This is a genomic window from Dactylosporangium thailandense (assembly GCF_059739745.1).
Map to the genome: position 1 here is coordinate 8,824,242 of NZ_AP029195.1, position 22,534 is coordinate 8,846,775.

22 protein-coding genes and 1 pseudogene are annotated in these 22,534 nt (G+C 72.2%); 8 read left to right on the top strand and 15 right to left on the bottom strand.

Annotated elements, in window-relative coordinates; translation table 11 throughout:
- Positions 1-74: 74 nt before the first annotated feature.
- A complete protein-coding gene (locus AC6JBM_RS39180; protein ID WP_497978908.1) occupies positions 75-1,901 on the bottom strand; it encodes a phosphoenolpyruvate carboxykinase (GTP) in 1,827 nt (608 codons plus the stop codon).
- Between the two features lie 260 nt (positions 1,902-2,161).
- Between AC6JBM_RS39180 and AC6JBM_RS39185 the strand changes: the two genes are divergently transcribed.
- Entirely contained in the window at positions 2,162-2,680 is a 519-nt protein-coding gene (locus tag AC6JBM_RS39185) for a GtrA family protein (RefSeq protein ID WP_497978909.1), read from the top strand.
- A 61-nt stretch (positions 2,681-2,741) separates the two neighbouring features.
- Complete coding sequence (locus AC6JBM_RS39190) at positions 2,742-3,365, top strand: GtrA family protein (RefSeq protein ID WP_497978910.1); 624 nt, start codon at positions 2,742-2,744, stop codon at positions 3,363-3,365.
- Between the two features lie 36 nt (positions 3,366-3,401).
- On the opposite strand, the gene AC6JBM_RS39195 is transcribed toward AC6JBM_RS39190, so the two are convergent.
- Positions 3,402-3,950, bottom strand: coding sequence for a PH domain-containing protein (locus AC6JBM_RS39195; protein ID WP_350611796.1), 549 nt, complete (start codon positions 3,948-3,950; stop codon positions 3,402-3,404).
- A 69-nt stretch (positions 3,951-4,019) separates the two neighbouring features.
- Entirely contained in the window at positions 4,020-4,865 is an 846-nt protein-coding gene (locus AC6JBM_RS39200) for a biotin--[acetyl-CoA-carboxylase] ligase (protein WP_497986624.1), read from the bottom strand.
- Between AC6JBM_RS39200 and AC6JBM_RS39205 the strand changes: the two genes are divergently transcribed.
- Positions 4,864-6,492, top strand: coding sequence for an acyl-CoA carboxylase subunit beta (locus AC6JBM_RS39205; protein ID WP_497978911.1), 1,629 nt, complete (start codon positions 4,864-4,866; stop codon positions 6,490-6,492). The genes AC6JBM_RS39200 and AC6JBM_RS39205 overlap by 2 nt on opposite strands.
- A gap of 9 nt (positions 6,493-6,501) precedes the next feature.
- On the opposite strand, the gene AC6JBM_RS39210 is transcribed toward AC6JBM_RS39205, so the two are convergent.
- The gene (locus AC6JBM_RS39210) at positions 6,502-8,400 is read right to left on the bottom strand and encodes a serine/threonine-protein kinase (protein WP_497978912.1); all 1,899 of its coding nucleotides are present in this window, start codon (positions 8,398-8,400) and stop codon (positions 6,502-6,504) included.
- Between the two features lie 63 nt (positions 8,401-8,463).
- Positions 8,464-10,626: a prealbumin-like fold domain-containing protein gene (locus AC6JBM_RS39215; RefSeq protein ID WP_497978913.1), complete on the bottom strand. Its 2,163-nt coding sequence runs from the start codon at positions 10,624-10,626 to the stop codon at positions 8,464-8,466.
- A 220-nt stretch (positions 10,627-10,846) separates the two neighbouring features.
- Here AC6JBM_RS39215 and AC6JBM_RS39220 point away from each other — a divergent pair, with 220 nt between their 5' ends.
- Complete coding sequence (locus AC6JBM_RS39220; RefSeq protein ID WP_497986625.1) at positions 10,847-10,978, top strand: hypothetical protein; 132 nt, start codon at positions 10,847-10,849, stop codon at positions 10,976-10,978.
- Between the two features lie 211 nt (positions 10,979-11,189).
- Here AC6JBM_RS39220 and AC6JBM_RS39225 read toward each other — a convergent pair.
- A pseudogene (locus AC6JBM_RS39225) lies at positions 11,190-11,465 on the bottom strand (MscL family protein); the annotation flags it as partial.
- 27 nt (positions 11,466-11,492) lie between these two features.
- Here AC6JBM_RS39225 and AC6JBM_RS39230 point away from each other — a divergent pair.
- Positions 11,493-12,092 (top strand): Maf family protein, encoded by a 600-nt coding sequence (locus tag AC6JBM_RS39230; protein WP_497978914.1) that lies wholly within the window; start codon positions 11,493-11,495, stop codon positions 12,090-12,092.
- Positions 12,089-12,748: an O-methyltransferase gene (locus AC6JBM_RS39235; RefSeq protein ID WP_497978915.1), complete on the top strand. Its 660-nt coding sequence runs from the start codon at positions 12,089-12,091 to the stop codon at positions 12,746-12,748. Before AC6JBM_RS39230 ends, AC6JBM_RS39235 begins: the two co-directional genes overlap by 4 nt.
- A 67-nt stretch (positions 12,749-12,815) precedes the next feature.
- On the opposite strand, the gene AC6JBM_RS39240 is transcribed toward AC6JBM_RS39235, so the two are convergent.
- The 4 genes from AC6JBM_RS39240 to AC6JBM_RS39255 all read right to left on the bottom strand — a co-directional run bounded on the left by AC6JBM_RS39240 (position 12,816) and on the right by AC6JBM_RS39255 (position 16,643).
- Positions 12,816-13,994: an MFS transporter gene (locus tag AC6JBM_RS39240; protein WP_497978916.1), complete on the bottom strand. Its 1,179-nt coding sequence runs from the start codon at positions 13,992-13,994 to the stop codon at positions 12,816-12,818.
- Positions 13,995-14,214: 220 nt separating this feature from the next.
- Positions 14,215-14,970, bottom strand: coding sequence for an ABC transporter permease (locus AC6JBM_RS39245; RefSeq protein ID WP_497978917.1), 756 nt, complete (start codon positions 14,968-14,970; stop codon positions 14,215-14,217).
- A 3-nt stretch (positions 14,971-14,973) separates the two neighbouring features.
- On the bottom strand, positions 14,974-15,927 hold the full coding sequence (locus tag AC6JBM_RS39250; protein ID WP_497978918.1) for an ATP-binding cassette domain-containing protein: 954 nt from the start codon (positions 15,925-15,927) through the stop codon (positions 14,974-14,976).
- 80 nt (positions 15,928-16,007) lie between these two features.
- Positions 16,008-16,643 carry a PadR family transcriptional regulator gene (locus tag AC6JBM_RS39255; RefSeq protein ID WP_497978919.1) on the bottom strand — a complete coding sequence of 212 codons (636 nt, stop codon included), beginning with the start codon at positions 16,641-16,643 and terminating at the stop codon, positions 16,008-16,010.
- Between the two features lie 90 nt (positions 16,644-16,733).
- Between AC6JBM_RS39255 and AC6JBM_RS39260 the strand changes: the two genes are divergently transcribed.
- Positions 16,734-18,482, top strand: a complete 1,749-nt coding sequence (locus tag AC6JBM_RS39260) for an acetyl/propionyl/methylcrotonyl-CoA carboxylase subunit alpha (protein WP_497978920.1) — start codon at positions 16,734-16,736, stop codon at positions 18,480-18,482.
- A 609-nt stretch (positions 18,483-19,091) separates the two neighbouring features.
- Here the strand turns inward: AC6JBM_RS39260 and AC6JBM_RS39265 are convergent.
- On the bottom strand, positions 19,092-19,283 hold the full coding sequence (locus AC6JBM_RS39265) for a hypothetical protein (protein ID WP_497978921.1): 192 nt from the start codon (positions 19,281-19,283) through the stop codon (positions 19,092-19,094).
- Between AC6JBM_RS39265 and AC6JBM_RS39270 the strand changes: the two genes are divergently transcribed.
- Entirely contained in the window at positions 19,258-19,656 is a 399-nt protein-coding gene (locus tag AC6JBM_RS39270; protein WP_497978922.1) for a hypothetical protein, read from the top strand. The two genes, AC6JBM_RS39265 and AC6JBM_RS39270, sit on opposite strands and share 26 nt — an antisense overlap.
- Positions 19,657-19,683: 27 nt before the next feature.
- Here AC6JBM_RS39270 and AC6JBM_RS39275 read toward each other — a convergent pair whose 3' ends face one another.
- From AC6JBM_RS39275 to AC6JBM_RS39290, 4 genes are all read right to left on the bottom strand, one after another.
- A complete protein-coding gene (locus AC6JBM_RS39275; RefSeq protein WP_350611809.1) occupies positions 19,684-20,022 on the bottom strand; it encodes a YbjQ family protein in 339 nt (112 codons plus the stop codon).
- A gap of 180 nt (positions 20,023-20,202) precedes the next feature.
- Entirely contained in the window at positions 20,203-21,294 is a 1,092-nt protein-coding gene (locus AC6JBM_RS39280) for a hypothetical protein (protein WP_497978923.1), read from the bottom strand.
- Complete coding sequence (locus tag AC6JBM_RS39285; RefSeq protein WP_497978924.1) at positions 21,291-21,800, bottom strand: SigE family RNA polymerase sigma factor; 510 nt, start codon at positions 21,798-21,800, stop codon at positions 21,291-21,293. The genes AC6JBM_RS39280 and AC6JBM_RS39285 overlap by 4 nt, the downstream gene beginning before the upstream one ends.
- A gap of 55 nt (positions 21,801-21,855) precedes the next feature.
- Positions 21,856-22,509: a DUF3152 domain-containing protein gene (locus tag AC6JBM_RS39290; RefSeq protein ID WP_497978925.1), complete on the bottom strand. Its 654-nt coding sequence runs from the start codon at positions 22,507-22,509 to the stop codon at positions 21,856-21,858.
- Between the last annotated feature and the right edge of the window lie 25 nt (positions 22,510-22,534).

The following is a 22,534-nucleotide window of genomic DNA, read 5'->3' on the forward strand; positions in this document are numbered from 1 at the left end:
CGGGCACCGGACAGTACCGTTTCAGTAAAGTGACAAGCGGCCGGTCACCCGACGGACCGGCCGCTCACCTGCGGTTATGCGGTGCCGAGGCGGGCCCTCAGGGCGTCGAGCTCGGCCCAGAGAACTCCTGGCAACTTCTCGCCGAACTGTTCGAACCACGCCTGGATCTGCGGCAGCTCGGCGCGCCACTCCTCCGCGTCGACGCGCAGCGCCGCGGCCACGTCCTCGGCCGTCAGGTCCAGGCCGGCGACGTCGAGCGCGCCGGGCGCCGGGACCGCGCCGATCGGGGTCTCCACCGCCTCGGCCGTGCCCTCGATGCGCTCGACGACCCACTTGAGCACCCGCGAGTTCTCGCCGAAGCCGGGCCACAGGAACCGGCCGTCGTCGCCGCGGCGGAACCAGTTCACGTAGAAGATCTTGGGCAGCTTGGTCGGGTCGCCGTCGACGCCCTTGCCCATCTCGATCCAGTGGGCGAAGTAGTCGCCGGCGTGGTACCCGATGAAGGGCAGCATCGCCATCGGGTCCCGGCGCACCACGCCCACCTGGCCGACCGCCGCGGCCGTGGTCTCGCTCGACAGCGTGGCGCCGAGGTAGACGCCGTGCACCCAGTCGCGCGCCTCGGTGACGAGCGGGATGGTGGTCTTGCGCCGGCCGCCGAACAGGATCGCGTCGATCGGCACGCCGCGGGGGTCGTCGTACTCGGGCGCCAGGATCGGGCACTGGGCGATCGGGGTGCAGAAGCGGGAGTTCGGGTGCGAGCTGAGCTCGTCCGAGTCCGGCGTCCAGTCGCCACCGCGCCAGTCGGTGAGGTGCGCGGGCGGCTCGCCCATGCCCTCCCACCAGATGTCGCCGTCGTCGGTGAGCGCCACGTTGGTGAAGATCGAGTTGCCGCGCGCGAGGGTGCGCATGGCGTTCGGGTTGGTCTTCCAGTCGGTACCGGGAGCCACGCCGAACAGCCCGAACTCCGGGTTGACCGCGTACAGGCGGCCGTCCTCGCCGAACCGCATCCAGGCGATGTCGTCGCCGAGCGTCTCGACCTTCCAGCCCGGGATCGTGGGCTCCAGCATCGCCAGGTTGGTCTTGCCGCACGCGCTCGGGAACGCCGCGGCGATGTACTTGACCACCCCTTCGGGGCTGGTGAGCTTGAGGATGAGCATGTGCTCGGCGAGCCAGCCCTCGTCGCGCCCCATGACGCTCGCGATGCGCAGCGAGTAGCACTTCTTGCCCAGCAGGGAGTTGCCGCCGTAGCCGGAGCCGAAGCTCCAGATCTCCCGCGTCTCGGGGAAGTGGGAGATGTACTTGGTCTCGCTGCAGGGCCAGGCCACGTCGGCCTGCCCGTCCTCGAGCGGGGCACCCACCGAGTGCAGGCACGGCACGAAGTTCGCGTCCGTGCCCATCTTCTCCAGCACCGTGGCGCCCATCCGGGTCATGATCCGCATGGAGGCGACGACGTACGGCGAGTCGGTCAGCTCGACGCCGAACATCGGGTCCTCGGCGCTGAGCGGGCCCATGCAGAACGGGATGACGTACATCGTCCGCCCCCGCATGCACCCGTCGTACAGCTCCGTCATCCGCCGCTTCATCTCCTGCGGCGCCATCCAGTTGTTCGTCGGCCCGGCGTCGGCCTCGTCGACCGAGCAGATGAAGGTGCGCTCCTCGACCCGGGCCACGTCGGAGGGGTCGGTGCGGGCCCAGAAGGAGTTCGGCCGGGCGGCCAGGCGGACCAGCGCCCCGCTCTCGACCAGCTCATCGGTCATCCGGCGCCATTCGGGCTCCGAGCCGTCGCACCAGACCACGCGTTCGGGTCTCGTGAGCTCGGCGACCTCGCGGACCCAGGCCAGCAGCCGGGTGTGGGCGGTGGGCGCCTGATCCAGGCCGGGCACTGTTACCGGGGCAGACATACGGTGACTCCTCTTGGTCGGCATTGACCTCGAACCGCCCGATGGATGCGCGGAAGCGCGGCGCGCGATGGTGCGAGCGCGTCGTGAAATCCAGCGGGTTTCTCCCAGCCTAGGCCCGCCGACCTGGCCCGGCACCGCGAGACCTTGTGAAAACCTGCACAAGAACGGGAGGCTTTCAAGCCCGCTCGCAGAAATTCGCGCGAACTTTTCGTCCAGCGCGCATTACTGCGCAAACGGTGTCGTGCCTTACCCTGTCCTGCGTGACCGACGTGCAGTCGACAACCCCGCAGCCGACCATGTTCCAGAAGCTCTACGCGCGCTTCGAGGGCCTGGTGCGCGAGGTCGGCAAGTTCGGCACGATCGGCCTGATCACCTTCCTGATCGACACCGGCGTCTACAACCTGCTGTGGGGCCCGCTCAACACGCTGGTCGCCGGCACGATCTCGATGGCGGTCGCGGCCACGTGCGCGTTCATCGGCAACCGGTTCTGGACCTGGCGCGACCGGGCCCGCACCGACCTGCGCCGCGAATACGCGCTCTACTTCCTGTTCAACCTCGTCGGCCTGGTCATCGCGCTGTCCTGCCTAGGCATCAGCCACTACCTCTTCGGCTTCACCAGCCAGCTGTCGGACAACATCGCCAAGAACGGCGTCGGGCTCGTCCTGGGGACCCTGTTCCGGTTCTGGTCCTACCGCCAGATCGTGTTCCGCAAGCGCCCCGATCACACCGACGCCACCCCTGGCAGCCCGGCCGTGACGGAGAGTGAGACGGCGGGGTGACCTGTCCCGCAGTCGGCCTCGCAGCCGCGCGCGGTTTGGTCGCTTACCGTAAGGTTGGCCGGTGCGATTCGCCAGCAGTCTCCGCGACCGCTTCCTGCCCGAGCGTTACCACGCGCTCGCGACCGAGCTGTTCAAGTTCGGCGCGGTCGGCTGCGTCAACACGGCCGTCGACTTCATCCTGGTCAACGCCCTGCTGTTCATCGGCCCGCTGAAGGCGAAGGTCGTCGCGGTGGTCGTCGGGACCATCGTGTCCTACCTGCTCAACCGCCAGTGGACCTACAAGGACCGGGAGAGCGGCAGCGCGCGCCGCGAATACGTGCTCTTCTTCGCCCTCAACGGCGTCGGCCTGCTCATCCAGGAGGCGGGCCTGGCGGTGGCCAAATACGGGCTGCACTTCAGCGAGTCCAACCCCGACGACCGGCTGGCGTTCAACATCGCCAACGCCGCGGGCATCCTGCTGGCGACGACGTTCCGCTTCTGGGCCTATCGCACCTGGGTCTTCACCGCCAACCCGGAGCGGCGCGAGATCGAGGCGCTCGAGGTGGCCTTCTCCGACACCGCGGCCATCGCCCCGGACGAGCGGCAGATGGAGGCGCTGGAGGCCGCGTTCTCCGACCCGGCGACCGCGCCGCCCGCGCCCCGCAAGCCGGCCGACGACCTGGAAACCCCCGCCGCGAAGCGCTGACGGGGGCACCAGACAAACCCGGGGACCGGGCGGGACTCAGCTGGTCGCGTCGTCCCGCAGCTCCTTGACGAGCGCGTCGCGGTCGTCGTCGCCGAACGTGTGCTTCTGGCGGTCGGAGTCGACCAGCTCGTACAGCATGCTCTGGGTCTTCTCCACCTGCGGCAGGTCGGTCAGCTGCACCTGACCGCGCTCCCCGGCCGACTCGATGGTCAGCGTGCCGCAGCCGAGCATCCGCTCGAACAGCGAGTGCGAGAACGACACGTCGTTGATCCGGCCCATCGGAATGTCACGGCCGCTGCGCGAGAAGACGCCGCTGCGCATGATCACCCGCTCGTTGGTGAAGACGTAGTGCGTGGTCCGCCACTTGATCCACGGCCACACGGTGACCACCAGGACCAGCACGAGGGCCACGCCGGAGACGATGAGCATCGGGATCATGCCCCAGCCCGTGAAGATCGCCAGGACGACGACTGCCGCCACGGCCAGCACAAACCAGACCACCGGCAGGAACAACGCCTTCCAGTGGGGGTGCAGGTGCAGCACCACCTGCTCGTCCTTGGTCAGGACGCTTTCCGGGAACCCCACGCGAAACCCCTCCTCATTCATGAATGTCGGAGGTGAGGCTAGACCCTGAACGCCACCCGGCGGCATGGACTACCCGGACGTATCCAGCCGGGCGTGGACCACGTCGCCGGCCGCCACCGCCCGCACGGCGCCGAACCGGTCCGTGACCTGCAACCGGCCGTCGACGTCGACGCCGGCGGCCAGGCCCTCGAGCGCCGTCCCGCCGGGCAGGTCCACGCGCACACGGCGGCCGACGGTGCCGCAGTGGAAGATGTACGCCTCCCGCAGCCCGGACGCATCGGGGTCCCCGGCGTGCTCGGTGAAGCGCGCGTACCACTCCCCGATCGCCCGCAACAGGGCCCGCAGCAGCGGATCACGGTCCGTGTTCGCGGCCCCGGCCAGGGCGAGGGACGTCGCGTCCGGGCGGGGCAGCTCGTCCTCGCGCAGCGTGACGTTGAGCCCGATGCCGAGCACCACCGCCCCGTCGGCCGCCTCGGCGAGGATCCCGGCCGTCTTGCGGTCCCCGGTGAGCAGCAGGTCGTTCGGCCACTTGAGGTAGGCGTCCACCCGGGACACCCGGCGCACCGCCTCGGCGAGGGCCACCCCGGCCAGCAGCGGCAGCCAGCCCAGCCGCGCCGGGGCGACCTCGGGGCGCAGCAGCACGCTGAGCGCGAGCCCGGCCCGCGCCGGCGACTCCCACTGGCGGCCGAGGCGCCCGCGGCCGGCGACCTGCCGCTCCGCGACGATCACCAGGCCCTCCGGGGCGCCCTCGCGGGCCGCCGCGATCGCGTCGGCGTTGGTCGAGCCGGTCTCCTCGACGATCCGCAGCTCGGTCCAGAGGCCACCGGGGACGAGCAGCGCCCGGCGCAGCGCGAGCGGCCGCAACGGGGGGCGTCCGAGGTCAGACCAGGAGTCGGCGGAGGAGCCGGTGGAAATGTTCACAGGTCGACCCTATGTCGGCGCCATTAAGCTGCCGAGGGTGACCACGAAGCAGGCGGACATCCACTCGACCTCGGGCAAACTCGCGGATCTGCGGCGCCGCACGGAGGAGGCCGTCCACGCCGGCTCGGCCCGCGCGGTGGAGAAGCAGCACGCCCGCGGCAAGAAGACCGCCCGGGAACGCATCGACCTGCTGCTCGACCCCGGCTCGTTCGTCGAGCTCGACGAGCTGGCCCGGCACCGGTCCACCAACTTCGGGCTGGACGAGACGCGGCCCTACGGCGACGGCGTGGTCACCGGCTACGGCACGGTCGACGGCCGCCAGGTGTGCGTGTTCGCCCAGGACTTCACGGTCTTCGGCGGCAGCCTCGGCGAGGTCTTCGGCGAGAAGATCGTCAAGGTCATGGACCTGGCGATGAAGATCGGCTGCCCGGTCGTGGGCATCAACGACTCCGGCGGCGCGCGCATCCAGGAGGGCGTGGTCTCCCTGGGGCTGTACGGCGAGATCTTCTTCCGCAACGTGCGCGCGTCGGGCGTCATCCCGCAGATCTCCCTGATCATGGGCCCGTGCGCGGGCGGCGCGGTGTACTCCCCCGCCGTCACCGACTTCACCGTCATGGTCGACCAGACCTCGCACATGTTCATCACCGGCCCGGACGTGATCAAGACGGTCACCGGCGAGGACATCGGCATGGAGGATCTCGGCGGGGCCCGCACGCACAACACGAAGTCGGGCAACTCGCACTACCTCGCGGCCGACGAGGACGACGCGATCGACTACGTGCGCGCGCTGCTGTCCTACCTGCCGTCGAACAACATGGACGACGCACCGGTGCTGGACGCGTCCTCCGGCGCGGCGGCGCTCGAGATCACCGACGAGGACCTCGCGCTCGACGCGCTCATCCCCGACTCGGCGAACCAGCCGTACGACATCCGCACGGTCGTGGAAACGGTCGTCGAGGACTTCCTCGAGGTCCAGCCCCTGTTCGCGCAGAACATCGTGGTCGGCTTCGGCCGCGTCGAGGGGCACCCGGTCGGCGTGGTCGCCAACCAGCCGATGCACTTCGCCGGCTGCCTCGACATCGACGCGTCGGAGAAGGCCGCCCGCTTCGTGCGCACCTGCGACGCCTTCAACATCCCGATCCTCACGTTCGTCGACGTGCCCGGGTTCCTGCCCGGCGCCAGCCAGGAGTGGGACGGCATCATCCGCCGCGGCGCGAAGCTGATCTACGCCTACGCCGAGGCGACGGTACCGAAGGTCACGGTCATCACCCGCAAGGCCTACGGCGGCGCGTATGACGTCATGGGCTCCAAGCACCTCGGCGCCGACCTCAACTTCGCCTGGCCGACGGCGCAGATCGCGGTGATGGGCGCCCAGGGCGCGGTCAACATCCTGTACCGCCAGGACCTGCGCGACGCCGAGGACCCGGCCGCGCTGCGGGCCGAGCTGATCCAGGAGTACGAGGACACGCTGGCCAACCCGTACGTGGCGGCCGAGCGCGGCTACGTCGACGGGGTCATCGCGCCCTCGACCACCCGCGTCGAGATCGTGCGGGCGCTGCGGCTGCTGCGCACCAAGCGCGAGACGCTGCCGCCGAAGAAGCACGGCAACATCCCGCTGTAGCGGGACGGGTCAGCGCTGGGGGCTGGGCTGGAACGTGGCCCGGATGATGGCGTAGACGTTCTGCGCGGCCGGCTGGGTCCACATGTCGGTCGTGCACTCCCAGTAGATGGCCTGGCCGAGGTCGGGGCGGATGCGGCAGCCCAGGTTGGACACGTGCATGTGTCCCTGCGGGCTGTCGTACGTCCACTGCCAGTCGGCACAGTCCCCGATGTAGTCCTTGACCGGCACGATCTTGAGCCGGTGATAGTTCGGGTACATGTTGCCGGCGACCCTGGCCGCCTCCTGCTGCTCCCAGTCCTTGACCGGGTCGCCCCGCGGCGGCGTGAACGTGGTGTCGATGCCGACCCGCATGCCGGGCACCACATTGGACTCGTAGTAGACCATCGAGTCCGACGACGGGTGCGGCTTGCGGATCCACCCGACCGGCAGGCCGACCCGCCAGCCGAACTCGGGGTCGGTGATCCACTCGTAGCCGTCCGGCAGCCGCACCGCGTCGCCGCCGATGCTGCCCTGCACGATCGGAGACCGGGTCGCGACCGTCGTCGCCGACTGCGTCCCCGGCTCCGGCTGCTTCCCCGGCTCCGACGACGGCGCCGGGGAGGCCGCGACGCCGATGCCGTGCGGGTCGTTCGCCGTGCCGTCCGGCTCGTCGCCGGAGTCGGTCAGCAGCAGCACCGCGGTGATCACGAGGGCCACGACGGCGACGGCCGCGGCCGCCCAGCGCCACGGCGACGTGCGGGGCACCGTGCGGTCGAGGTCGTCGTCGGCGGAGTGCAGCGGCACCAGCTGGTCGCCGTCGCCGTCGCCGCCGGTGCCACTGTCTCGGCCGCTGTCTCTGCCGCCGGTGTCTCTGCCGATGCCACTGCCGCCCGTCTCGGCCGGCCGCGGGGCGGGCCCGAAGAACGAGGCCAGCTCGGGCGAGACGTCCGCGGCGACGCCCGGCTCGCGGCTCACCGCGACGACCGGCCGGGCCGCGGGGGCCGCGACGGGCGCCGGGCGGGGAGTCCCGCCGGACGGCGAGCCGGAGTGCCCCTCGCGGGACCGGCGCGCACGGGGCAGCGCGGGCATGCTCCACCAGGCGCGGCCCTCGCCGGACGCGGCGCGCTGCAGCAGCCGCTCAGTCTCGGCCACGCCGGCCCGGGCCCGCGGGTCCTTGCGCAGCAGGGCGGTCAGCACCGGCTTCATCACGCCGGCCCGCACGGGCGCGTCGGGCTCCTCCGTGGCCAGGGCGGTCAGGGTGGCGTACGTCGTCGAGCGCGCATACGGCGAGCGTCCCTCGACGGCGGCGTACAGCGTCGCCCCCAGCGACCACATGTCGCTCTCCGGGCCCGAGGTCCCCTCGCGGGCCCGCTCGGGCGAGATGTACTGCGGCGAGCCCAGGATCAGCCCCGGCCGGGTCACGGCCCCGTCGCCGCCGTCGAACACGGCCAGCCCGAAGTCGGTCAGCACCACCCGGCCGGTGTCGGCCAGCAGCACGTTGCCGGGCTTGACGTCACGATGCAGCACCCCGGCGGCGTGCGCGGCCTTCAGGGCGCTCAGCACCGCGAGGCCGATCCCGGCGACCCGCTCGGGCGGCAGCGGGCCGTCCTCGGTGATCACCTGGTGCAGCGAGCGCGACGGGACGTATTCCATGACGATCCACGGCGCCTCCTCGGTGTGCACGACGTCGTAGATCCGCACCACGTTGGCGTCGTTGAGCCGGGCCGCCGCGCGCGCCTCGCGCAGGGTGCGCAGCTGGAGCTCGTCGCGCTCCTCGCGGGTCAGCCCCTCCGGCGGGACGACCTCCTTGACGGCCACGTCCCGGCGCAGCATCTCGTCGCGGGCGAGCCAGACGCGACCCATGCCACCGGCACCGAGCGGCTCGATCAAGCGGTAGCGCTCGGCGACCAGTGCCCCGGAGTAGGTCATCACCTTGCAAAGTACCGAACCGGAGCACGCGCGAAAAACCCCGGTTCTGGTGACGATCGCTCGTCAGTCGGTGCGCGAGCGCAGCACCATGATCAGCAGGATGAGCAGGCCGAGCCCGACGAGCCCGGCCCCGATGAGGGCGACCGGCAGGACCCGGAAAGTATCGAGCACCTTCTGCTGCGTCGGGCGGGCCGCGTCGGTGTCGAACGTGACCGTGACGACGATCGTGGTCTCCTGCGCGTCCTGGGCGTTGGCCGCGTTGTCGGCCCCGATCTGCAGGGTGCCGGGGATCGCCACCGGGGCGTTGCCCGGGTTCGGGTCGACCGTGGCGGTGACCGAGACCTTGGCGTCCTTCGACGACGGGGTCTGCGGCTGCTGGACCGTGCACCTCGTCGGGCTGAGGAAGCCCAGCGGCGCCGGCAGCGAGGCCTCGCCGTTGTCGTCGCCGCCGAGCACGGCCCGGCCGCTCGATCCGTCCTCGCAGTCGATGTCCACGACCACGGCCCCCGCGCGCCCGGCCGCGCTGCCGGCGAAGCGCACCGTGAGCTGCAGCTGCCGGGCGGGCTCGAACGTGTAGGTGGCCGTGCACTTGGCGGCGGGGTCGGAGGCGGTCAGCGGTACGACACCCGCCGCCCCGTCATCGGGATCCGGCGACTCGCCCGGGTCACAGGCGAAGGAGCTCAGCCGCCAGCTGCCGTCCACGGTCGACAGCGGCGCGATCGGCGTGACCAGGTATTCGGCGAACGTCAGCGACCCGGGCACGTCGCCCTGGGCCACCGCGGGCTCGCCCAGTGCCGCCGTGGTCGACACCCCGGACCAGCCGATCAGGCCCTGCTTGCGCGGCGTGACCGCGAACCCGGCGGCCGCGGTGCCCCCGACGGTGACCGCGCGCAGCTCGATCGAGCCGGCCTTGCGCGTGACCCGCAGCGCGCAGTCGGCCGCGGCGGCGGTCGCGAGGGTCACGGTGACCGTCCAGCCCTCGGGCTTGAGCTCCTGGTCGCCGCAGCCGGCGCCGGCGAGGCTCCACGCCGCGGCGTCCCCCGCGGGGGCGGTGAGTGTGACCGCATACGCCCCCGGCAGCAGCGTGCCGAGGTCCGCCCCGGACGCGAGCGACGCGGAGCCGTCGCCGGTGGCGGTGGCGCTCAGGTGCCGGGCGGGGCCGCCGGCCGGGTCGGCGACCGCGAGGTCGAAGGCGCCGCCGGCCGTGTCGGAGTACAGCCGCAGCGTCAGCCCGGGCTGGGCGGGCGGCGGGGCGAAGGTGAACGTGCACGTGACGACCTCGCCGGCGGCGAGCGTGACGGTGGCCGTGGCGGTCGGCACGTCGGTCGCGGCCAGGCTCCGCCCGGCGCCCGACTTCGTGCAGCTCAGGTCCGCGAGGCTCCAGCCGGCCGGGGTGTGCGCCACGACCGTGCCCGGCGCACCGCCGGCGCTGCGCACCAGGGTGGCGTCGGTCTTGGCGTCGATGTCGATGCGCCGCTGCGGGTTGTAGCTGGCGCTGGAGTCGAACCGGAAGTGCTGCGGGTAGCCGGGGCCGGTCGTGGTGCGGGCCCGCACGACGAGGGTCGCGGTCGGCTGGGCGGCCTTGACGTAGTAGGCGAAGCAGAAGACGTGCCGGGCCCCGGACGGGAAGCCGACCCACTGCACGTTGCCGTTCGTGTGCCCGTCGATGGCGCAGCGGAAGGAGCCGAAGCCGAAGCCCGCGTGCCCCGCCTGCGCGCCGGCGAGCAGCGGGTCGCCCGGGCTGCCGCCCTGCGCCCAGAGCTGGTGCCGCGCGGCCGCCTTGGCCTGCTCGTCGGTGAGCGTGACGGTGACCGCGCCGTCGATCGTCTGACCGGTCTTCTGGCCGGTGCGGTCGAGCAGCTGGGCGGCGGCCGCGGTCGGCCCCGAGCCGGTGGCCGGGGTCGTGACGGTCGACAGGGCGCCCTTCTTCTCGTGCCCGGCCCCGAGCGAGAACTGCCACCCGTTCAGCGGCGTGCAGCCGGCCGAGCCGGCCGCCTCGACCTGCGGGTCGACCTCGTCGCCGTCGTGGTAGGCGCTGTCGCGCCCGACCGGCGCCGCGTTCTCGGCGTTGTCGTCGCGCACCCGGTTGCCCATGACGTTCTGGTAGCCGTCGCAGGCCCGGGCCACGAAGGTCACCTGGTAGTGCAGCGAGGCGGAGATCGAGGCGGGCGACTCGCCCTCCAGGGCCGACGCCGGGCTCGCCGCACCCGCCGCCGAGAGCAGCACGGCAGCGACAGCGATCGATATAGCGATACAGATTCGGCGAATCAGGACGTTTGTCAATGCGCCCCCCAATTCGCCATCGACTCCCGTTCCGTTCGAGTATGCGCTGCTGAGGTGTGCGTATGCTCGCAGGACAGCAACGTTTCGCGAACAAGTCCGGGAGGTCTACGTGAGCCAGGAGCCGCTGTTCAGGGTGGTCAAGGGCGCGCCGACCGCCGAAGAGGTGGCCGCGATCGTCGGCGCCCTGTTCAGTCTCGCCCCGGCGCCGGCTGCGGCCGCTCGTCCCCGGTCGCGGTGGGCGGCGTCGGCTCGGCCGGGTCAGCCCCGCCATTGGGGCGCCGTCGCGGGATCGTGATCGGCGGCAGCGCCGGCAGCGTCGGCCACTTGCGTGCCTCCCGCTCCAGCTGCAGCCGCTCGGCCTCCTGCGGATCGGGCAGGTCGGTGACGAGCTGCTGACCGCACGAGCGGCAGGTCAGCGCGGCCACCGGGATGCGGTCCAGGCAGTAGGGGCAGTTGCGCAGCTCCAGCGAGCGGCCGCGGTCGACGCCGATCAGCGTCATGAACTTGATGACGACGAACAGGCCGACGGCGAGCAGCATGAACTGGAGCAGATCGTTCAGGAACGTGCCGTAGCGAATCGGCGTGCCGTGAACCGTGATCGCCAGGTTCTTGAAGTCCGGCTCCCCGACCGTGGCCGCGACCGCCTGCAGGAACAGGTTGGTCACGAACGACTGGACGAGCGTGGCGAACGCCGTGCCGATGATGAACCCCAGCGCCAGGTCGAGGACCGAGCCCCCGACGGCGATGGCCTTGAACTCCGCCCACAGCCTGCGCACGGACATAGATGGTAGTTCGCTAACGTTGCCGGCGTGAGAACCTTCATCCTCGCCTCGGCGAGTCCCGCGCGGCGGCGGCTGCTCGCCCAGGCCGGCATCGCGGCGCAGGTCGTCGTGAGCGGCGTCGACGAGTCCGTGGTCCAGGCCGGCGACGCCGCGACCCTGGCCGGCACGCTGGCCGGGCTCAAGGCCCGCGCGGTGCTGCCGTCGGCGCCGGCGGACGCCCTGGTGCTCGGCTGCGACTCGGTGCTCGGCTTCGACGGCGAGATCCTGGGCAAGCCCGGCACGGCCGCGGAGGCGACGGCGCGCTGGCAGGCGATGCGGGGCCGCTCGGGCGTGCTCTACACCGGGCACTGCCTGCTGGACGCGGCCACGGGCGCGGCGGCCGAGGAGGTCGTGGCGACGACGGTGCACTTCGCGTCGCCCTCCGACGAGGAGATCGCGGCCTACGTGGCCACGGGCGAGCCGCTGGAGGTCGCGGGCGCGTTCACCATCGACGGCCGGGGCGGGGCGTTCGTCGCCGGCATCGAGGGCGACCACACGAACGTGGTCGGCCTGTCGGTCCCCACCCTGCGTCTCCTGCTGGCGCGGCTGGACGTCCCGCTGGTGTCGCTGTGGAGTATTGGCGTATGACCAAGGAGACCCTTGCGCTGACCGGCGCCCTGCACGACTACGTCGTGGCCAACGGCAGCACGCCCGACGAGATCGTCCGCGACCTGATCGAGGAGACGGCCCGGGTCCTGCCGGCCGAGCAGGGCATGCAGATCGCTCCCGAGCAGGCCGGCTTCATGACCCTCCTGACCAGGATCCTGGGCGCCCGCAACGCGGTCGAGATCGGCACCTTCACGGGCCTGTCCTCGATCGCGATCGCCCGCGGCCTGCCGGCGGACGGCCGCCTGATCTGCTTCGACGTCTCGGACGAGTACACGCGGATCGCCCGCCGCTTCTGGGACCGCGCGGGCCTGACCGACCGGATCGAGCTGCGCATCGGGCCCGCGTCGGCGATGCTGTCCACCCTGCCGCCGGACCCGCACCTGGACCTCGCCTTCATCGACGCGGACAAGACTGGCTACCTGGACTACTGGGAGCAGCTGGTCCCGCGCATGCGCCCGGGCGGCCTGATCCTGGTCGACAACGTCCTGCGCCACGGCCACATCATCGACCCGGACCCGGCGGACACGGGCACCGTGGCCATGGTCGCGTTCAACCGGCACGTCCTGGCCGACGCGCGGGTCGAGTCGGTGCTGCTCCCGATCGCGGACGGCCTGACCATCGCGCGCCGGCTCTGACGCTCTGACGCTCCGACAGCCGGGATCAGGCGGCCGGAATCAGGCGGCCGGGATCAGGCGGACGGGATCAGGCGGCCGGAGCGGGTGCGGTCATGGGCAGCGTCGTGCGGTCCAGGCGCAGGATCGCGACGGCGGAGAGCGCCGCGAAGGCCGGCACCAGCAGGAACGCCCTGTGCGGGCCCACCTGGTCCGCCAGGGCGCCCAGCGCGAAGGGGGCCAGGCCGAAGGAGATGCCCACCGCGAACGACGCTCGCGCCGCCGCCAGGTCCGGCTGGCCGTCCGAGTGGGCCAGCGCCAGGCCGATGCCCAGGGGGTAGTGCAGGCCCATCCCGATGCCGCACAGGCACAGGCCCGCCATCGCCAGCCACGGGGTCGCGGTCAGCCAGAAGACCGCGAAGCCGGCCAGGCTCACCGCCAGCGCGGCCAGCAGCATCCGGGACGGGCGGAAGCGCAGGAGCAGCCGGCCCCCCGCCAGCCGGCCGAGCACCATGCCGGCGATCAGGGCCGACACCGCGGCCGTGGCGACGCCGGCCGAGACGTGGGCGTGTTCCCGCAGCACGTCGCTGCCCCACAGGGTCAGGCAGATCTCGATCGAGCCGGTCGCGAAGAGGCTGGTCAGGGCCAGCCAGAAGGCGGTCGGCAGGCGGCGGTGCGGTGCCCTCGGGGCGCCGAAGCCGGCCGGTTCGGGGGGACGCACGCCCTTCGACCTCGCGTACCACGCGACCGCCAGCACCGGCAGCACCACCACGGCCAGGCCCGAGCGCCAGCCCCAGCCGGCCGCGAAGGTCGCGCCGACCACGAGCGGGGCCACCAGGCCCAGGGCCGCGGCGGCCGCGTTCGCCTCGCTGATCGCGGCCGGGGCGGCGGTGCCGTGGTGGTCGGTCAGGCCGGCGTTGATGGCGTTGACCTCCAGGGCCGAGCCGATGCTCGCCAGCGTCGCGAACGTCAGGGTCAGCGCGAGGTGGTGGGCGGTGTACATCCCCACCGCCGCGACGCTGATGCACGCCAGGCCGATCCAGATGAGCCGCGCCCGGCCCAGGCGTCTGGTCAGGTTGGGCAGGACGAGGCTGCCGAGCACGCCGCCCACGGCGAACGCGGTGCCGTGCAGGCCGGCCAGGGTGCGGCTGATGTGCAGCTCGTCGCGCAGGATCGGGGCCACGGGGCCGAATCCGTACATGAAGTAGACCCACAGGGCCAGCTGGACGTACAGGACCCAGGTGAGCCGGTCGCGAACGAGACGAGGCACGAGCGCAACGCTGTCATGCGGTCCGGCGCGGCGGAAGTGGCCATGGCGGTGAGTCTCATTACCGGTACAGCCACAGTGACGCGGCGCCGCGGTGCGGTCTTGGCACCGCGGACCCGGCTAGGGCGGTCCCCTCCGGCCGAAGGCCCTCCGGGGACCGCCCTTTTGTCTGGCGGGAGCGACGGTCAGTGACTGACGCGGACCCGAGCAGGGAAAACCCGTGTCAGCGAACGCCCTTGGCGAACGCCCGCGACGCCCACACCACCGTGGCCACGGTCAGGACGCCGACGACCACCGCGGCCTGCCAGACCGAGTCGGCGCCCGGGTTGCCGTCGAAGAGGGCGCGCACGCCGTCCACCGCCCACGAGAACGGGTTCCAGTCGGCCACGGTCTGCAGCCACTTCGGGGCGAACGTCAGCGGCAGGAGGATGCCCGCGGTCAGCAGCAGGGGCTGGGAGATCGTGTTCAGCAGCGGGGCCAGGGCGTCCTCGCTGCGCAGCTTGAGCGAGACGGCGTAGGAGAAGGCCGAGAGCATCAGCGAGATCACGGCCATGAGGGCGAACGCGGCGACGACGTCCACGACGTTCACGCGCAGGCCGACCGCCACGGCGATGACGACGATCAGCAGGGCCTGGAACAGCAGGGACACCACGTCGCGCAGGGATCGGCCGATCAGCAGGGCGAAGCGGCTCACCGGTGTGACCCGGCTGCGCTCGATGACGCCGACGCGCAGCTCGGCGATCAGGCCGAAGCCGGTGAACAGGGAGCCGAACATGGCCAGCAGGACGAGCAGGCCGGGGACGAACAGCTTGTACGCCTCGGCGTTGGTGCTCACGCCCAGGGCGGGCTTCAGCAGCGGGGCGAAGAGCAGCAGGTAGAACAGCGGCTGGATGACGCCCACGATCAGCCAGACCGGGTTGCGCAGCATGAGCTGCATCTGGCGCTGGAAGACCAGCCAGGTGTCGCGGAGGAACTTCATCGGTCAGCTCTCCCTCAGGGAACGGCCGGTCTTGGTGAGGAACACGTCGTCGAGGCTCGGACGGTGCAGCTCCATCTCGCCGAGGGTCACGCCGGCGTGGTCGAGCAGGCGCAGGATGTGCGGGATGGCGGTGGCGCCCTCGGTGACGTACAGCCGCAGCCGCCCGTCCGCGTGGTCCATGCTGCGCACGTAGTCCTGGTTGGCGAGCAGGCCGGCCGCGGTCTCGGTGGCGCCGTTGACGCCGACGGTCACCACGTCGCCGGCGACCTCGCGCTTGAGGGCGTCGACGGTGTCCTCGGCGACGATCTCGCCGTGGTCCATGATCGCGATGCGGTCGCACAGGGCGTCGGCCTCGTCGAGGTAGTGCGTGGTGATGAAGACCGTCATGCCCTCCTCGCGCAGGCGGCGCACCTCGTCCCACATGTGGGCGCGGCTCTGCGGGTCGAGGCCGGTGGTCGGCTCGTCGAGGAACACGATCTTCGGCTCGTGGATGATGCCGAGCGCGATGTCGACCCGGCGGCGCTGCCCGCCCGAGTACGTCTTGCAGCGCCGATCGGCGTACTCGGTCAGCTGGAACGCGTCCAGCGCCCGGCTCACCCGCCGCTGCGCCTCGGCCTTGCCGATACCGTAGAAGCGGGCCTGCAGCACGAGCTCCTCGCGCGCGCTGCTCTCGTCCCAGGTGCTGCCGCCCTGGGCGACGTACCCGATGCGCCGCCGCACCTCGCCCGGGTTCTTGAGCAGGTCGGCCCCCGCGATGGTGGCCTCGCCCCCGTCCGGCGCGATGAGCGTGGCGAGCATGCGCAGCGTCGTGGTCTTGCCCGCGCCGTTCGGTCCCAGAAAGCCGAAGATCTCCCCGCCCCTGACGGAGAGGTCGACGCCGCGCACGGCCTCGACGACCTTCTTGTCGCGACCGGCGCGGGAGCGGAACGACTTGCGCAGGCCCCTCGTCTCGATCATGTCCGTCTCCCTGTCTCTGCGTTTGCGAGGAGACTGTAACGCGATATAGATTTTTCGGTCAAGCTTGAGTATGTCGCGTACTACTCGTCTTCGTCGTCGACGGGCTCGCCGTGCTCGGCCCGGATGGCCCGGCGCCACTCCTCGGCGCCCTTGGCGTCGGCGTCCTCGTTGTGGTGCGCACCCTCGCCGGCCTCGATGCGCGCGGCGATGTCGTGGCACCAGCGGGCCTCGGCCTCGCAGCGCGCCAGGGTCAGCTCGAACTGCCAGCCGACGTGCGGCGGCTTGTGCGCCATCCACTGGTCCACGTTGTCGCGATAGGTCTTGGTCCAGTCCTCGAGCAGCCGGGCCCGGGCCCGCAGCGCGCCCGCCGCCTCCGCGCGCGGCAGGTGCGGCAGGAACGCGAATGCGGCCAGGAACGGGTCGTGCGGCTCCTGGTACTCCCACCAGTACCGCCGCAGCAGCGCCTGGTACTCCGCCGTGCCCGCCGCGGTCAGCCGGTAGAGGGTGCGCGCCGGCCGGTTGCCCACCTGCTCGGTCGCGACCTCCTCGAGCAGCCCTTCCTCGGTCATCCGGCGCAGGGCGTGGTAGATCGAGCCCGGCTGGACGTTGGCCCAGCTCTCGACGTTCCAGCTGGTCAGCTCCTTGCGGATGTCGTAGCCGTGGACGGGCTGCAGGTACGACACCAGGCCCAGGATCATCAGACGCGTAGTGGACACGATGTAAGCGTAATAGCCAAGTTTGACTAAGCGTCGGGAGTGACTTTCTTGGCAACGGAAAGTGTCGGACCCTGGGCATAGACTGCCTGCGTGCGCAAGGTACTGATCGCCAATCGGGGCGAAATCGCTGTTCGGGTCATCCGCGCCTGCCGTGACGCCGGCCTCGCCAGCGTCGCGGTCTACGCCGACTCCGATCGCGACGCGCTGCACGCCCGGCTGGCCGACGAGGCCTACGCGCTGGGCGGCGACTCGGCCGCGGAGACCTATCTGCGCATCGACAAGCTCGTCGACGTGGCCGCCCGGGCGGGGACGGACGCGGTGCACCCGGGATACGGGTTCCTGTCCGAGAACGCGGACTTCGCCCAGGCCGTCCTCGACGCCGGGCTCACCTGGATCGGCCCGAGCCCGCAGTCCATCCGCGACCTCGGCGACAAGGTCACCGCCCGGCACATCGCCCAGCGCGCCGGCGCCCCGCTCGTGCCCGGCACCGCCGAGCCGGTCGCCGACGCCGACGAGATCATCGCGTTCGCGCGGGAGCACGGCCTGCCGGTCGCCATCAAGGCGGCCTTCGGCGGCGGCGGACGCGGCCTCAAGGTCGCCCGCACGATCGAGGAGATCCCGTCGCTGTTCGAGTCGGCCGTGCGCGAGGCGGTGGCCGCGTTCGGGCGCGGGGAGTGCTTCGTCGAGCGCTACCTCGACCAGCCCCGCCACGTCGAGGCCCAGGTGCTCGCCGACCAGCACGGCAACGTGATCGTGGTCGGCACCCGCGACTGCTCGCTGCAGCGCCGCCACCAGAAGCTCGTCGAGGAGGCGCCGGCCCCGTTCCTCACCGACGAGCAGCGCGCGGAGATCCACTCCTCGGCGAAGGCGATCTGCCGCGAGGCCGGGTATCACGGCGCCGGGACGGTGGAATACCTCGTCGGCAACGACGGCACCATCTCCTTCCTCGAGGTCAACACCCGCCTGCAGGTCGAGCACCCGGTCAGCGAGGAGACCACCGGCATCGACCTCGTCCGCGAGCAGTTCCGCGTCGCCGACGGCGAGAAGCTCCGCTTCGACGCCGACCCCGTCCCGCGCGGCCACGCGATCGAGTTCCGCATCAACGGCGAGGACCCCGGCCGCGGCTTCCTGCCCGCCCCCGGCACCGTCACGCAGCTCACCCTGCCGACCGGCCCCGGCGTGCGGGTCGACACCGGCATCGAGTCGGGCAGCGTCATCGGCGGCAACTTCGACTCCCTGCTGGCCAAGGTCATCGTCATCGGCGAGACCCGCACCGAGGCCATCGAGCGCGCCCGCCGCGCCCTCGACGAGATGGTCGTCGAGGGCATGGCCACCGCGCTGACCTTCCACCGCAAGGTCCTGCGCGACCCGGCCTTCACCGACGAACCCTTCCGCGTGCACACGCGCTGGATCGAGACCGAGTGGGTGAACGACGTCCCGCCCTTCGCGGCGCCGGCGACGGACGCGGCCGAGGCCGCGGAGCGCTCGACCGTGGTGGTCGAGGTCGGCGGGAAGCGGCTCGAGGTCACGCTGCCGGCCGGGTTCGGGGCGGGCGCCCCGGCCGCCCCCGCCGCGGCCCCGCGCAAGCGGGCGGCCGGCAAGAAGGCGGGCGCGGCGGCGAGCGGCGACGCCCTGACCAGCCCCATGCAGGGCACGATCGTGAAGATCGCGGTGGCCGAGGGGGACACCGTCGCCGAGGGGGACCTGGTCGTCGTGCTCGAGGCGATGAAGATGGAGCAGCCGCTCAACGCCCACAAGGCCGGCGTGGTGACCGGCCTGCAGGCGGCGGTGGGCGAGGTCGTGTCGGCGGGGGCGGTCATCGCGGAGATCAAGTCGTAGAGCATTGCTCGGGTCCGCGTCACCTGCGGACCGTTGCTCCCGCCAGACAAAAGGGCGGTCCCCGGAGGGCCTTCGGCCGAGGGGGACCGCCCTAGCCATGTCCGCGGTGCGTGCACCGGCGCGCCGGCCCGCGGTGTCTCGTGGGGCGCCTTAGGCTCCGCGGCGCCGACACCACCACGGTCCCGCTCAAGGCGCCGCCCGGCGACCTCCATGCCGAGGCCGCTTCGGCGGGGTCTGCGGATCGGCTGGTCGTCGCCCTGCGGCGCGATGGCGAGGCGCCGGCCGGGGCGGTCGAAGGAGCGGCGCGCTTCTTGAGGGTGCGTCCCAGCGCGATGAGCTCTCGCCGGTGAGCAGGTCAGCGCTGGTGTGCGAGGGTCCATCGCCGCGACCTCCTTGATGGCAGCGGTCATGAGGCCGGCGACGACCTCGACGTCGCCACACGTGGGCGCACCGAGACCTACCTACTTCCAGGCCGCGGCCGTCGAGGCGAGCGAGGGCGGTCCGTCACTCGGTCCCCGCTTCGATACGGTCCGCGGATCGGCTGGGCAGCGGGTCGCCCTGCGGTGCGGTGGCGAAACGCCGACGGTTGCGGGTGGCGGCGTCCCTCGCCTAGCCGCTGGTGGAGATGAGGCCGAGCGCGAGCACGGCGAAGCCGCAGGCTCCGATGACGACCCAGGCGGCGTGGCTCGAGTGGACGAACCCGGCGCTGGAGCCGGCCACGATCGAGCCGGTGACCGCGACGCCGACCTGGCCGAGCGGTAGCCCGGAGACCGCGGTGTGGCTGACCGGCGGGCTGACCATGCCCCGCGCCGAGGCCGAAGACGGCCTAGGCGACCAGCAGGTAGGCGGTGGCCAGGAGCGCGCCGCCCAGCGTGAGGGCGAAGCGGTCTTTCCGGACGGCGACGAGCCGTCCGGAGAGACTGGCGGCGACGGCCTGGCCCAGGGCCGTCGGGATGATCGTCGCTCCGGCCCGATCGGAGCACGGGGCCGGATGCTCGCCGCCGGCCGGCCACTGCTCGCGGCCGCCCAGGACGCCCGCCAGATCGACGCCGGACTCGAGCTCAACCAGATCCTCGACCTGGTCGTCGCCATCGCGAAGATCCCCGGCACCCCGGAATACCGGCAGCCGATCCTCGACGCGGCGCTCGCCGGACTGCACCGACGCGACACCTGATCCGGCCCGCGGCGAACGAGGTGCAGGTCAGGCGGCGTGGGCCCCCGTCCGGGCGTGCATCGGGACCGCGACCACCGCGGTGCCGTACGCGCACAGCTCGACCCACGTGTTCGTCACGTCCCGATGGTCGAAGCGCATCCCCACGATCGCGTTCGCCCCGCGGTTCTCCGCCGCCTGGACCATCTGGCCCACGGCCCGCGCCCGCGTCTGGACCAGGAACTGGGACATGTCCTGGCCCGGCCCGCCCTCCGTCGAGCGCAGGCCGGCCGCGAACGGGTTGCGGGACGTAGCGACAACGCCGATCACCTCGCCCAGCACGGCGGTGATCTCGTAACCGGGTAAGCCCTCGGTCGTTACTACCAGCACAAAATTGATGGTATGCACAGGTATGACCTGTACGGGGCGATCTGGGTGAATCATCCGATATCTGACCCGAATCGCCGGCGCGGAAATCCCGCGTCTCCGGCCGGAGACGAGGTATCCGCTCGGCGGCCGAACGAACCCCGCCACCCCGCAAATCAACCCCGGATCACCTGCGCCGGCCGCTCAGCCGTGGCTCACCTGGGCCGACGGGGTCACGCCGATGCCGGCCGCGAAGCGCAGCAGCACGTCCTGCGGCAGTGCCGCCGCCGGGCTCACCTGCAGCATCAGCGAGCGGCCGCCGTCCACCGGGATCTGCAGGAACTGCACCTCCGGCGTCGTCGTCAGCCACGCCTGGCGCTCGCCCACGCGGACGCCGGCCGTCGACGGGCCCGCGAGCTTCGGCTGCAGGCCCGGCTCCTCGTCCAGCTGTACGACCAGCTTGAACAGGAAACCCGCGTTGGGGTCGGTGCCGGGCGGGGCGAACGTCACCACCGCGGGGCTGATGTCGTCCACCGTCCAGCCGGACGGCATCAGCGTGAAGGTGAACGGCGTCTCGGCCTTGGCGCCGCCGGGCTTGAGCGCCTCCGCGTACGCGATCAGCAGCGGCACCGCCGTGCCCGCGTCCGCGTCGAGGCGCAGCCAGGTGCGGGCCGAGGGCTGCCAGACGAGCGAGACCCGGGGGCTCGAGTCCGGGTTCGTCTGGTCGTCGTCCGACCAGGCCCACTCGTAGACCGTGGCCGCCCGCCCGGCGACCTCGGCCTGGGTCGCGCGGGACCGCGCGGTCGGGGCCGGGGGCCGCGAGTCGTAGACGGTCACCGTCACCGGGGCGGTCGTCGGCAGGGTCTGGAACAGCGTCAGGCGGTCTGCGGTCAGCGAGATCATCGGGGTGCCGTAGCCGCCGCCGGTGGGCGGCGAGACCGGGAACACCAGGGACGGCGGCACCGTGGCGGCCACGAGCGTGGCCGGGCGCGGGGAGAACCAGGCCGTCGCGGACGGGACCGGGACGGGCGAGGCTGGAGAGGGCGGGACGGGCGAGGCGGGAGAGGACGGGGCGGCCACGACGGCCGGGGGCGCACCGCGCAGGGCGAACGGGACGGCGGCGCCGATCGCGACCAGGGCCGCGGCGCCCGAGGCGAGGGCGGCCAGGCGGACGCGGCGGCCGCGGCGGGCGGACTCGGTCGTGACGGTGGTCAGCATCGACACGCCGGGCGGGGCGTCGCCCGCGAACTGGCGCAGGGCGTCGCGGAGCCGGGCCTCGACCTCGTCGTCGTTCATGATCTGCCTCCCGGCGCGGGGGCGGCCTCCCGGTCACTGGCCAGGGCCGCCCGGAGCTTCTTCAGGGCGTGGAACGCGTGTACTCGTACGGTGGACTCGGCGCACCCGAGGAGCCGGGCGATCTCGGCGTCCGGAAGGTCCTCGTAGTAGCGCAGGACCACGACGGCGCGCTGCGACCGGGGCAGCGTGCGCAGCAGGGCCCACATGGCGTCGGTGTCGGCCACCCGGGCCGCCGGATCGGCCGTCGCGAGCTCGGGCAGCTCGGCTACGGGCCGTTCGGCGAACGAGCGGCGGCGGCGCCACGACAGGTACTGCCGCAGCATCGTCTTTCGCACATAGGGCTCGGGCCCCTCCTCCCCCACGATCCCGGACCAGCGGCGATGGGCCCGCACGAGCGCCTCCTGCACGAGGTCCTCGGCGAGGTGCCGGTCCCCGGTGAGCAGGTAGGCGAAGCGCAGCAGGCCCTGCGACCGCCCGTGCACGAACTCGGTGAACTCGATCTGCACGGCACCTCTCCCCCACGGCTCCACCGAGGTAGACGAGGGATCCGGCCCCGGACGTTTACGGGTCGCGCGGAGCGGGGTCGTCGTACTGCCCGGAGCGCCCCCCGTACTCCCGCCCGTCGACGATCGGCCAGGCGTTGGCGACGCAGCCGTGCAGCCCCAGCGTCTGCTGCTGCATCACCGGCGCGGGCCGGCCGGGGCCGGGGCACAGCTCGTGGCCGTGGTAGAGCCGGTGCCCGGTCTCGTGATTGATCACGTACTGCCGATAGGTGACCAGGTCCGAGCCGTAATCGGGCACGCCCCGCACCCAGCGCGCCACGTTGATGACCACGCTGTCGCCGTTGCGGCAGGAGGTGTACCGGTCGTAGGAGCTCCCGCAGAGCCGGTCCCGCGTCGCCGGGGTCGCGAGGTAGATCGTGAAGTCGAAGCGGTCCCCGGCCCCGGCCCGCCGCAGCCGCCACTTGCCGGTGCCGGGCCAGCTGCGCGGGTCGGCGAAGACCGCCTCGACGGCCTCGGCGAACCCGGCGGCGGAGATGCCCGTGATGTCCCGCTCGACGGCGATGCGGTAGGTCAGCAGCTGCCCGGCGGTACCGATGACGGGACCTCCGGCCGGCGCGACCGCATAGTCGCCTTTCCCCTCCGCCGGATAGCCGATCTCGGGGGCCACCGCGCGCGCGGGCTCGCGGCTCGCGGCGGAAGACGGGCTCGGCAACGGGACAGAAGAGGCCGCGGGCGCG

Bases quoted from the DNA above. Each gene is read 5' to 3' on its own strand.
- AC6JBM_RS39265 (WP_497978921.1), bottom strand. From the start codon at position 19,283: ATGGTCAGCCCGCCGGTCAGCCACACCGCGGTCTCCGGGCTACCGCTC.
- AC6JBM_RS39245 (WP_497978917.1), bottom strand. From the start codon at position 14,970: ATGAAGTTCCTCCGCGACACCTGGCTGGTCTTCCAGCGCCAGATGCAG.
- AC6JBM_RS39205 (WP_497978911.1), top strand. From the start codon at position 4,864: ATGTTCACAGGTCGACCCTATGTCGGCGCCATTAAGCTGCCGAGGGTG.
- AC6JBM_RS39210 (WP_497978912.1), bottom strand. From the start codon at position 8,400: ATGACCTACTCCGGGGCACTGGTCGCCGAGCGCTACCGCTTGATCGAG.
- AC6JBM_RS39280 (WP_497978923.1), bottom strand. From the start codon at position 21,294: ATGAACGACGACGAGGTCGAGGCCCGGCTCCGCGACGCCCTGCGCCAG.
- AC6JBM_RS39235 (WP_497978915.1), top strand. From the start codon at position 12,089: ATGACCAAGGAGACCCTTGCGCTGACCGGCGCCCTGCACGACTACGTC.
- AC6JBM_RS39180 (WP_497978908.1), bottom strand. From the start codon at position 1,901: ATGTCTGCCCCGGTAACAGTGCCCGGCCTGGATCAGGCGCCCACCGCC.
- AC6JBM_RS39250 (WP_497978918.1), bottom strand. From the start codon at position 15,927: ATGATCGAGACGAGGGGCCTGCGCAAGTCGTTCCGCTCCCGCGCCGGT.